The organism is Sphingomonas horti, assembly GCF_009753715.1.
In the GTDB taxonomy this organism is placed as follows: Bacteria; Pseudomonadota; Alphaproteobacteria; order Sphingomonadales; family Sphingomonadaceae; genus Sphingomonas_B; species Sphingomonas_B horti.
In genome coordinates this window covers 205506-216600 of sequence record NZ_WQMS01000001.1, presented here as the reverse complement: position 1 = coordinate 216600, position 11095 = coordinate 205506, and the positions used below count along the sequence as shown (strand labels likewise).

Annotated in this window: 10 protein-coding genes; 5 read left to right on the top strand and 5 right to left on the bottom strand. The window is 68.9% G+C overall.

Annotated features, from left to right (window positions below):
- The 4 genes from GON01_RS00965 to GON01_RS00950 form a co-directional block, all read right to left on the bottom strand.
- Positions 1-363 (bottom strand): response regulator, encoded by a 363-nt coding sequence (locus GON01_RS00965; protein WP_309503694.1) that lies wholly within the window; start codon positions 361-363, stop codon positions 1-3.
- Between the two features lie 103 nt (positions 364-466).
- Positions 467-994 carry a molybdenum cofactor biosynthesis protein B gene (gene moaB / locus GON01_RS00960; RefSeq protein WP_181600157.1) on the bottom strand — a complete coding sequence of 176 codons (528 nt, stop codon included), beginning with the start codon at positions 992-994 and terminating at the stop codon, positions 467-469.
- Positions 984-2777: a lytic transglycosylase domain-containing protein gene (locus tag GON01_RS00955; RefSeq protein ID WP_157025141.1), complete on the bottom strand. Its 1794-nt coding sequence runs from the start codon at positions 2775-2777 to the stop codon at positions 984-986. Before GON01_RS00955 ends, moaB begins: the two co-directional genes overlap by 11 nt.
- A gap of 2 nt (positions 2778-2779) precedes the next feature.
- Positions 2780-3529, bottom strand: coding sequence for a uracil-DNA glycosylase family protein (locus GON01_RS00950; RefSeq protein ID WP_157025139.1), 750 nt, complete (start codon positions 3527-3529; stop codon positions 2780-2782).
- Between the two features lie 110 nt (positions 3530-3639).
- Between GON01_RS00950 and GON01_RS00945 the strand changes: the two genes are divergently transcribed.
- Together GON01_RS00945 and GON01_RS17285 are read left to right on the top strand one after the other, a co-directional pair.
- Positions 3640-5289, top strand: a complete 1650-nt coding sequence (locus GON01_RS00945; RefSeq protein ID WP_157025138.1) for an electron transfer flavoprotein-ubiquinone oxidoreductase — start codon at positions 3640-3642, stop codon at positions 5287-5289.
- A complete protein-coding gene (locus tag GON01_RS17285) occupies positions 5264-6946 on the top strand; it encodes a tetratricopeptide repeat protein (protein WP_157025136.1) in 1683 nt (560 codons plus the stop codon). The genes GON01_RS00945 and GON01_RS17285 overlap by 26 nt, the downstream gene beginning before the upstream one ends.
- A gap of 18 nt (positions 6947-6964) precedes the next feature.
- Here GON01_RS17285 and GON01_RS00935 read toward each other — a convergent pair whose 3' ends face one another.
- On the bottom strand, positions 6965-7387 hold the full coding sequence (locus tag GON01_RS00935) for a hemerythrin domain-containing protein (protein WP_181600156.1): 423 nt from the start codon (positions 7385-7387) through the stop codon (positions 6965-6967).
- A 134-nt stretch (positions 7388-7521) separates the two neighbouring features.
- On the opposite strand from GON01_RS00935, the gene GON01_RS00930 reads away from it, so the two are divergent.
- The 3 genes from GON01_RS00930 (at position 7522) to ilvD (ending at position 11085) form a co-directional block, all read left to right on the top strand.
- Positions 7522-8358 (top strand): 4-(cytidine 5'-diphospho)-2-C-methyl-D-erythritol kinase, encoded by an 837-nt coding sequence (locus GON01_RS00930; protein WP_157025133.1) that lies wholly within the window; start codon positions 7522-7524, stop codon positions 8356-8358.
- Positions 8359-8604: 246 nt separating this feature from the next.
- Positions 8605-9354, top strand: a complete 750-nt coding sequence (locus GON01_RS00925) for an N-formylglutamate amidohydrolase (RefSeq protein ID WP_309503691.1) — start codon at positions 8605-8607, stop codon at positions 9352-9354.
- 9 nt (positions 9355-9363) lie between these two features.
- Positions 9364-11085 carry a dihydroxy-acid dehydratase gene (gene ilvD / locus GON01_RS00920; protein WP_157025129.1) on the top strand — a complete coding sequence of 574 codons (1722 nt, stop codon included), beginning with the start codon at positions 9364-9366 and terminating at the stop codon, positions 11083-11085.
- Positions 11086-11095 lie beyond the last annotated feature (10 nt).

Here is an 11095-nt window from a genome sequence, read left to right as displayed (position 1 = left end):
TCAGGCGGCGTCCTTCAGCGAATCCAGGCAGCTGCGCACGGCGTCCTCCAGCTGGTGCGGCCGGAACGGCTTGGGCAGGTAGATCGTGTCGGGCAGCTTCTCGCCGCCGCTCGGGAAGCCGGAAATATAGATGATCGGCAGGTCCGGCTTCAGCGCGCGGGCCATCTCCGCGACCTGCCAGCCGCTGATCCCGCCCAGCCTTATGTCGGTGATCAGCAGGTCGATGCCGGTAGGCGAGAAGGCGTCGAGCGCTTCCTCGCCGTTGGATGCCTCGACCGGCTCCAGACCCAGGCCCGCGACGCATTCGGCCAGGACCATCCGGATAAACGGTTCATCGTCAACGCACAGTACGCGGCGGCCCACAGTCGATCGGCTCCCTTGGATGATGTCCGCAAGCTAAGTGCCGAAGCGTGCCGGGCAACATCGTAGAAACCGCACCGGTAACGTAATGAAGGTGTCGGGAATCCTAACTTTCCCGCAGGCGGGGCATCAGCTCGACGAAATTGCAGGGGCGGTGCCGGCTGTCGAGCTGGAGGGCGAGAATGCCGTCCCAGCCGTCCTTCACCGCGCCGGTCGAGCCGGGCAGCGCGAAGATATAGGTGCCGCGCACCACCGCCGCGCAGGCGCGAGACTGGACGGTCGAGGTGCCGATCGACTGGTAGCTGAGCCAGCGGAACAGCTCGCCGAAGCCCGGAATGTCCTTGCCGCCCAGCGCCTGCAACGCCTCGGGCGTCACGTCGCGGCCGGTCACGCCGGTCCCGCCGGTCGAGATCACGCAATCGACATCGGGATCGTCGACCCAATTGTGGAGCCGGGCGGTCAGGTCCTCCAGCTCGTCGCGCACGATCGCGCGCGCGGCGAGGACGTGGCCGGCCCGGGTCAGCCGCTCGACCAGCACGTCGCCGGACGTGTCCTCCGCCGGCCCGCGCGTGTCGGAGACGGTCAGGACGGCGATGCGGACCGGCCGGAACGGCCGGCTCTCGTCAATGGGCACCGGGCGCCATCGTCCGTGCGTCGGCCATTTCGATCGGCGCGCGCGGCTCCAGCCGGACCCCCTTCGCGCCCGGCAGGCCGGGGAAGCGCGGCCACATGTCCTGCGCCAGCGCCTTCAGGCTCGGCGACTTCTGTCCAGAATTGCGCTCGTACATCCAGTAATTGCGCATCACGGTGACGGCATAGCCGCGCGTCTCCCAGAACGGGATCGATTCCATGAACAGCAGCGGGTCGTTGCCGCCTTTCACGCGCACGTTCCACTCGTCGAGCATGCCCGGCCCGGCATTATAGGCCATGATGACCTTCGGCAGCAGGCCACCGGTCGCGCCATAGTCGCGGACGTGCTCCAGCCGCGCCTGGCCGAAATCGAGATTGATGGCGGGATCGAGCAAAGCGGTGCGATCGGGCGCGCGTTCACCCCGGCGACGGGCGATCAGCTGCGCGGTGCCGGGAAGCACCTGCATCACGCCATAAGCCCCGGCGGGGCTGATCGCGTCGGGCCGGAAGCGGCTTTCCTGGAGCGCGTGGGCATAGATCAGGCTCTTGTCCACGCGCCAGCCGCCGACCGGGCGCCAGTCCGGCATCGGATAGCGGGCCGAGCTGCTGGGCTGCGCCCCCGACGGTCCGTTGTGGGCGAGGTACAGCTGCGTCTCCGGCAGATTGAGGCGTGCGGCGAGCGATGCCAGCAGCGCATGGTCCTCCGGCCGGCCGAGCCGCGCCTGGAATTTCAGCGCCTGCGAGGCGCGGTCGCGCTCGCCGATCTCCGCCAGCGCCTTGGCGACGCGCACGTTCGGTACGGCGGCCAGCCGCGACCATGCGCGGGTCAGGTCGTCCTGCTCGCCCGGCGGCAGTTGCTTCAGGCCAAGCGCCTCGGCCGCCAGGATGCCGTAGAAGGTCTCGCCATATTGGGCCGCCGCGCGCAGATGCGCCTGGATCTTCTGCGGCTCGGCGGCCGCCATCAGGGCGCGGGCGGCCCAGTAATGGCCCGCTGCCCGGATATCGGGATCGCCGCCGCGGCTGGCGACCGCCGAAAAGGCCTCTGCCGCGTCGGCATAGTCGCGCAGGCGCCATGAGGCGAGGCCGGAGGTCCAGTCCGCCTGCACGCGCCATTCGCCTTCGCCGCCCTTGCGGGCGAGATCGGCGAGCCGGCGCGCATTGGTGTCGTCGCCGTTCAGATAATAGGACCAGGCCACGCGCTGCCGCCACTCGGTCAGCGCCGGGCCGGACAGGTTCGGCGCCTGCTCCGACAGGATCGCTTCGCAGCCGGCCGGGTCGTCGATCTTGATCAGCGGCAGGATCTTGGGCGCCAGCTGCGCCGCGACCGGATCGTTCCTGATCGTGTCGGCGCGCTCGCGGGCCGGCGCCGAGCCGAGCCAGATCAACCGCTGCTGTGCCGGCAGGTCGGGGATTGCGGCCGCGCCGCGCGTGCGTGCGAGCGCGACCAATTGCGGCGCCTGCGGAAGCCACGGCGCGGCCGCCGCCAGCGACGTCAGCTCGTCGGGATTGGTGACCTTGGGCGAGCCCTTTTCCGTATAGAGCTCGGCACGCGCGTAATATTTCAGCGGACCATCCGGCAGCGCGTCGATCTTCGCCGCGGCTTCGGTCCAGAGTCCTGCCTTCATGTCGGCAAAGACGCCGAGATAGGCTGCCTTCTCGGAATCGCCGAGCACGGCGGGCAGCTGCCCGATGCCGTGCGTCTCGACGGCCGCGTTCCGCGAACCGTCCGCAAGCGCGGGCACGGAGACGGCGGCGAGCAGACAGGCGGCGTACGGCGCCAGACGCATGATCATAGCCCCTTCATCACGAGCTGCAGGTCTTTCCACGCCTGCGCCTTCGCGGTCTGCCGTTCGTGCAGGAACCGCGGGTGGTAGGTTGCGACGGCTTCCACCGTCGCGTCCTTCAGTTTGATCGCGTGGATTCGGCCCCGTGCGGGCACCACTTCGCTGCCGAGCAGGCCGCGGCTGGGCGCATCGCCCATGATCAGCAGCCGCTTCGGCGCGACCAGGCCGATATGATGGCGCGCGATCGCGGCCAGCCGCCGCAACGCGTCCTGGGGAACCCGGCCCACCGGCCGGATCGTAGCGAACGGCGCCAGCCAGATCGTGCCGCGATCCCGGCCGATCGCTTTCAGCATCTTGTCTAACAGCGCGCCTGTCTCGCCGCCGACCAGCTCGGTTCCGTCGGGCGCGTCGATCATGATCATCAGGTCGGACTTGGGGTTGCCCGCCGCGACCACGCGGTGGCGGCCCCAGCGGGCCTCGGGCACGTCGGCGCTCTCGCGCATCCAGTCCAGGAGCTCCGGCAGGGTGGCGGGCAGGACCTCGGGCTCGGCAGAGAGGTGCTGCCGTGCCGGCGCGGAAGTCGGCCGCTCCAGCGCTTTCGCGGGGCTGCCCTGCTCGTGAAGCGGCAGCGGCTTGGGCGCCGCCAGCCAGTTGCGCGGCGTGTCGTCGACCAGCGTGTCGACTCCTACATCCCGCCACCAGCGGATCAGGCTGGCCGCGGCTGTGCGGTCATCTATAGCTAACGCCCCTACCATCGCCGATACTAAGGTCCGCGGTTGACGCTTGGGTCAACCGACTGCATCGGTTAACCGCCACAAGCCGTGGCCGAGGCGCGACGAAGCGGGCCCGTAACGAGGAACGACGAATGAGCGAACGCGAAGCGATGCCGTATGACGTGGTGATCGTCGGCGCAGGCCCGGCAGGGCTGGCGGCCGCCATCCGGCTGAAGCAGCTCGCCGAAGCGAATGGGCAGGAGCTGTCCGTCTGCGTGCTCGAAAAAGGCTCCGAAGTCGGCGCGCACATCCTGTCGGGCGCGGTCGTCGACCCGGCCGGCCTCGACGAATTGCTGCCGGACTGGCGCGACACCTGCTCGCTTGCCCAGACGCCGGTCACGGAGAACCATCACTGGGTGCTCACGAAGCACAAGAAATACGAATTCCCGCACCTCCTGATGCCGCCTTTCATGAACAACAAGGGCACTTATACCGGGTCGCTCGGCAATCTCTGCCGCTGGCTGGCCGAGCAGGCCGAAGGGCTCGGCGTCGAGATCTTCCCCGGCTTTGCCGCCGCCGAGATCCTGTTCAACGAGGACGGGTCGGTGAAGGGCGTCGCCACCGGCGACATGGGCGTGGCGCGCGACGGCACCCATAAGCCCGATTACCAGCCGGGCCTGGAGCTCCACGCCAAATACACTTTCTTCGCCGAAGGCGCGCGCGGCCATCTGACGAAAGAGCTCAAGCGCATCTTCGAGCTGGATGCGAACAGTCAACCACAAGTCTATGGCATCGGCCTGAAAGAGTTGTGGGACATCAATCCGGCGAAGCACAAGCCGGGCAAGGTCGTCCACACCCAGGGCTGGCCGCTCACCGACGCGTGGGGCGGCGGTTTCCTCTACCACCAGGCGAACGGGCAGGTCGCGCTCGGCTTCGTCGTTGCGCTCAGCTACAAGAACCCGCATCTGTCGCCGTTCCACGAATTCCAGCGATGGAAGCATCATCCGGCGATCAGGGAAGTGCTGGAGGGCGGCAAGCGCGTGTCCTACGGCGCGCGGGCGATCAACGAGGGCGGCTGGCAGTCGGTACCGAAATTGGTCTTCCCCGGCGGTGCGCTGATCGGCTGCTCCGCCGGCTTCGTGAACGTGCCCCGCATCAAGGGCAGCCACACGGCGATCAAGTCGGGCATGCTGGTGGCCGAAGCCGCCGTCGACGCGATCCGCGCCGATCGCTCCGCCGACGAGCTGACCGCCTATCCGCAAGCGCTCGAGAACAGCTGGGTGGCCAGGGAGCTGAAGAAGGTCCGCAACGTTGAGCCGGCGATCGCTAAGTTCGGCGGCACGGTCGGAACGCTGTTCGCCGGCATCGACATGTGGATGCGGCAGCTGGGGCTGGGCTTGCCGTTCACCTTCAGGCACAAGCCCGACCACACCAAGCTGTGGCGCGCGGACCAGACGCAGAAGATCGACTATCCGAAGCCCGACGGCGTGATCAGCTTCGATCGCCTCTCCTCGGTTTTCCTCTCGAACACCAATCACGAGGAGGACCAGCCGATCCACCTGACGCTGAAGGACGCCGACGTTCCGATCGCCTACAACCTGCCGGTTTATGACGAGCCGGCGCAGCGTTACTGCCCGGCCGGCGTTTACGAGGTTGTGGGACAGGACGAGGGAAATCCGCGTTTCGTGATCAACGCGCAGAATTGCGTTCACTGCAAGACATGCGACATCAAGGACCCCACCCAGAACATCAACTGGGTCGTGCCGGAGGGCGGTGGTGGACCGAATTACCCCAATATGTAGCCTGTCCCTGGCCGTCGCGCTGCTGGCGGCGTCTGGCGCCGAAGCGAAGAAGGTGACCGCGATCGACTCTGGGTCGCTGCTGCAGGCCTATGCAAGGGCGCGGCTGGCGGGATCGGAAGGGGCGCTGGACATGGCGGCCAGCGCCTATTCGGCGGTGCTGACGGCGCGCCCCGACGATGCCGCCATCGCCGCGCGCGCCTACCGTCAGGCCATTGTCGGCGGCGAATTTCCCCTCGCGCTGAAGGCCGCTGCGGCGCTCGACAAGGCCGGCGCGCTGCCCGCCGACGGCCAATTGCTGTACCTGTCACGGGCGCTCAAGGCGAAGGACTGGCCTGCCGCCGACGCGGCGCTGGTCGCGCTGGGCAAGGACGGCAGCTTCGATTTCGTGATCCCCGTGCTCCGCGCCTGGGTCGCGCAGGCGAGCGGGCAGGGCGACCCGTTCGCGATCCTCGACGCGCCGACCGGGAGCGCGCTGACATCGGCTCTCGCCTCGGAGCAGCGCGCGCTGATCCTGGTCGCGTCGGGCAAGCTCGACGAAGCCGCGACGGTCGCTCAGGCACAGGCGCTTGCCTCGGGCGGCGGTTCGGCGGCGCTGAAGCTGACCGTCGCGTCCGCGCTTCAGGCGGCCGGTCGCCACGATACGGCGCTGATGCTGCTGCGCGGCGACGAGCCCGAGATCGCGGCGGCACGCGACCTGCTCCGGGCCGGCAAGCCGCTGAAGGTCGGTTCGCTGGATGCCGCAGGCGGCATCGCCAATCTGTTCGTGCGGGTCGGCGAGGCGATCCAGTCGGATCCGCGCTCGGCGGTCGGGCTGACGCTGGCCCGGCTCGCCCATTATCTCGACCCGTCGAACGACGGCGCGACGGTGATGCTGGCGCGCCTGCTGGCGAATGTCGGCCAGTCGGACCGGGCGCTGGAGCTTGCCGCCGCAATCGGGCCGGACAGTCCCTGGTCGGGCGCGGCGATCGACACGCGCGTCGGCATCCTGACGGTACTCGACCGTCGTGACGAGGCGCTCGCGCTTGCGCAGGCAAAGAGCATTGGCCCGGGCGCGACGCTCGCCGACATGGTACGCGTCGGCGACTTGCTGGAGGCGCTGGAGCGTCATGCCGAGGCAGCGCAGGCCTATGACCGGGCAATCGCGCTCGGCGAGAAATCGCCCGACATGGCCGACAAGCTGTGGAGCGTGTGGCTGCTGAAGGGCAGCGCGCTGGAGCAGGGCGGGGATTGGGCCGCGGCCAAGCCCGCGCTCGAAAAGGCCGTGCAACTCGCGCCGCTGCAGCCGGTCGCGCTCAACTATCTCGGCTATGCCCAGCTTGAGCGGCGCGAGAATGTGAAGGCCGCGATGGCGCTGATCGAGCGGGCGAGCCAGCTGAAGCCCGACGATCCGGCCATCACCGACTCGCTCGGCTGGGCGCATTATCTGATCGGCGACGTCGCCAGCGCGATCCCGACGCTCGAAAAGGCGGTGCAGGGCCAGCCCGGGGACGCCACGATGAACGAGCATCTGGGCGACGCCTATTGGGCGGCCGGCCGCAAGTACGAGGCGCGCTACGCCTGGAACGCGGCCGCCGTGCTTGCCGACAATGCCGATGTGGCCGCACGCGCGAAAGCCAAGGCCGAGGGCGGCTTCACGCCGGCACTCGCCGCGCGCTGACGATGGCGGATCGGCGCGCTACGCGGCGCGGTCGAGCCTTTCCAGCAGCGGCAGCAACTCGCGATTCTCGCGCGCAAGGCGGTTCCTGAGCGCGTCGAGTATGCCGCGTGTGTCGCGGCAATAGCCGGCCCAGTCGGCGTCGATCGTGCCTGCATTCCATTTCTCGGAATAGGCGAGGAAGGCCGGCGCGAGCCCGCCCATCTCATCCTTGAACCATTGGCCGGTGGCGGAAATCGTCGGATCGGCGCTGCCGATCAGTCGCGGGTAGAGCGCCCAGTCCTCCAGCTTCAGATGGGCCAGCAGGGTGGAGACCAGCTCGCGCCGGAGCTCGAACAGCTCGACCTGCGGCGGCGGGTCCTGCTGCTCGATCACGTCGCCCAGCCGCCGGAACAGCCGTCCCAGCGTCAGATGATCGTCCCGCAGTCTTGCAAGTTCCGACATGAGGCATGTCCCATGCGACAAGGGGGCCACAAGCGCCCGGCGAATAAAACGGCCGCGGGTCATCGGGCTTAAGAACCTCGCCGATTGCCTGAGCGACGCTTGGCGACGGCAGGCGGTTGGGCGATAGCGCGCTCATGTCGCTTGCGAATGAGCTCACCGAGACTGCGCCTGCCAAGATCAACCTGGCGCTGCATGTGCGCGGCCGGATGCCGGACGCCTATCACAGGCTGGAGACAATCTTCGCGTTCGCGCAGGAGGGCGACCGGCTGTCTGTGGAGCCCGATGCAGCGCTCTCGCTTCGCATCGAGGGTCCGTTCGCCGCCGGGCTGGACGCGGGGCCGGGAAACCTCGTGCTCCGGGCTGCGGAGGCGCTGCGGCAAGCCGCGGGCGTTTCCGCAGGCGCAGCGCTACGGCTCGCGAAGAACCTGCCGGTCGCCGCCGGAATCGGCGGCGGGTCGGCCGATGCGGCGGCGGCGCTGCGGCTGCTGGCGCGGCTCTGGGGCACGGAAGTTCCGCTGGAGCCGATCGCGCGGAGTCTGGGGGCCGACGTGCCGGCCTGCCTCGCCGGACACACGGTGCGCGGCGAGGGAAGGGGTGACGTGCTGACGCCCGTCGATCCGGGCCGCCTGAGCGGCACGCCGTTGCTGCTGGTCAATCCGGGCGCGGCCATGCCGACCGGGCCGGTCTTCGCCGCCTGGGACGGCATGGATCGCGGGGCACTGGCCCAGGGCGAGCCGCTTGCGGCGGCGCTGGCCGGGCGCAACGACCTCGAAGAGCCGGCAATCCGCCTCTGCCCCGCGATCGGCGAATTGCTCGCATGGCTTCGCGCCCGGCCGGGCGTCCTGCTCGCCCGCATGTCAGGATCCGGCGCGACCTGCTTCGCGCTCTTCGAACGAGACGAGGATCTCGCCCGCGCCGAAGCCGCCGCGCGACGCGATTGGCCCTGGTGTCTCGCAACGATACTGGCCTGACCCGCCTGTCTCGCTCCGGCACAGTCTCCCTTTATCTGCGCCTCCTAAAATCAATGGTTTAGCATTTGGCACGGCCATTGCTGATCAGGACAGAGCGGATCGGCCTGCCCGCCAGCATCGCCCGTCCGCCCAAGGTCCATGCGCGGCGTTTCTCGCGCATGCGTCGGGCATGGGGAGCGGCGCCCCGTTGGCGCTGCTCCCCAAACCCGCGTGACATTCGCGGCGCGACCGGGCAGCAGCACTGGCGTGAGCGAAGCCTATTCCATTCTTCCCGGCGACGCGGCCACAGGCCTGCTGATCGTCGTCGATCATGCCTCCCGCGCCATTCCGGCCGATATCGATCTCGGCATCGACCCGGCGCATGCCGACAAGCATATCGGCTGGGACATCGGCGCTGCGGACCTGGGCGGCGCGCTGTGCGCGCGGCTTGGCTGTCCGGGGCTGTTCGGCGCCGTTTCGCGGCTCGTGCTCGACCTGCACCGGGAAGAGGACAGCCCGGCGCTGATCCCCGTGGCCAGCGACGGCCACCATATCCCGGGCAACGCCGCTCTCGATGCCGCCGGACGCGACGCGCGGATCGCGCGCTTCTGGCGCCCCTATCATGCGCGGCTGGCGGACATGGTCGCGGAAAATGCGCCCGCCCTGATCGCCGCCGTTCACAGCTTCACGCCGCGGCTGGAGATGTCGGACGGGCCCGACCGGCCGTGGCAGGTCGGCATCCTGTACAACGGCGACGATCGCGCCGCCCGGATCGCGATCGAGGAGCTCCGCGCGATGGGCTTCGAAACCGGCGACAATGAGCCCTATTCGGGCAAATTGCTGAACGCGACGATGAACCTGCACGCCGAAGCGCACGGCATCCCCTATCTGGCGATCGAGGTACGCAATGATCTGATCAGCGACACCGCCGGCGTGGCACGCTGGGCCGAAGTGCTGGAGCATGTGATTGTGCACTGCCGCAACAAGCTTGCGCCCGCGGCGCCGTTGCGGACATAGCAGGGCGCGATGACGACGCGTTTCGACAAGACCAAGCTTCCGTCGCGCCACGTTTCGGTCGGTCCCGAGCGTGCCCCGCACCGCAGCTATTATTACGCCATGGGGCTCGACGAGGAGGCGATCGCGCGGCCGTTCGTCGGCATCGTCTCGGCCGGCAACGACAGTGCGCCCTGCAATATCACGCTCGACGCCCAGGCCGATGCCGCGCGCGCCGGCGTGGAGGCGGGCGGGGGCATGCCGCGGCGCTTCAACACCATCACCGTCACCGACGGCATCGCGATGGGCCACCAGGGCATGAAGTCATCGCTGGTCAGCCGCGAGGTGATCGCCGACTCGGTCGAGCTGAGCGTGCGCGGCCATTGCTATGACGCGCTGGTCGGCTTTGCCGGCTGCGACAAATCGCTGCCGGGCATGATGATGGCGATGCTGCGCCTCAATGTGCCGAGCGTGTTCGTCTATGGCGGGTCGATCCTGCCCGGCAGCTTCCACGGCCGCGACGTGACCGTCGTCGATGTGTTCGAGGCGGTCGGGCAGCACGCGGCCGGGAATTGCCCGCTGCGCGAGCTGATCGAGCTGGAGAAAGTGGCGTGCCCCGGCGCCGGCGCCTGCGGCGGCCAGTTCACCGCCAACACCATGGCCTGTGTCGGCGAGGCGATCGGGCTGTCGCTGCCGAACAGCAACATGGTGCCCGCGCCCTATCGTGCCCGCGACGAAGTGGCCGTGGCGGCGGGCCGGGCCGTGATGGACCTGCTCGCCCGCGCGATCCGCCCGCGCGACATCTGCACGCGGGCGGCCTTCGAGAATGCGGCGCGCGTGGTGGCGGCAACCGGCGGCTCCACCAACGCGGCATTGCACTTGCCGGCCATGGCCCATGAAGCCGGGATCGATTTCGACCTGCACGACGTGGCGGCGATCTTCAAATCAACGCCTTACCTGGCGGACCTGAAGCCGGGCGGGAAGTATGTCGCCAGGGACATGCATGAGGCCGGCGGCGTCTACATGCTGATGAAGACGATGCTGGAAGGCGGTTTTCTCGACGGCGACTGCCTGACGGTCACCGGCCGTACGCTCGCCGAGAATATTGACCGCGTGACCTGGAATCCGGACCAGAAAGTGATCCGCGAAGTCGCCAATCCGATCACCCCCACGGGGGGCGTGGTCGGGCTGAAGGGCAGCCTCGCTCCCGAAGGCGCGATCGTGAAGGTCGCGGGCATGCACCGGCTGCAGTTCGAAGGCCCGGCGCGGGTGTTCGATTGCGAGGAGGACGCGTTCGCCGCTGTCGAGGCGCGCCGGATCGCCGAAGGCACCGTCATCGTCATCCGCTACGAAGGACCGAAGGGCGGCCCCGGCATGCGCGAGATGCTGTCGACCACTGCCGCGCTCTACGGGCTCGGCATGGGCGAGAAGGTCGCGCTGATCACCGACGGCCGCTTCTCCGGCGGCACCCGTGGCTTCTGCATCGGCCATGTCGGGCCGGAGGCGGCCGACGGCGGCCCGATCGCCCTGGTCGAGGACGGCGACGTGATCCGCATCGACGCGGAGGCGGGGACGATCGATCTCGACGTGCCGGAAGCCGTGCTGGCGGCACGCCGCGCCCGCTGGCAGCCGCGCCGCAATGACTATCAAGCGGGCGCGCTCTGGCGCTACGCGCAGAATGTCGGGCCCGCTTGCAACGGCGCCGTCACCCATCCGGGCGCGAAGGCCGAAACGCACATATTTGCGGATATCTGATCCCTCGCTA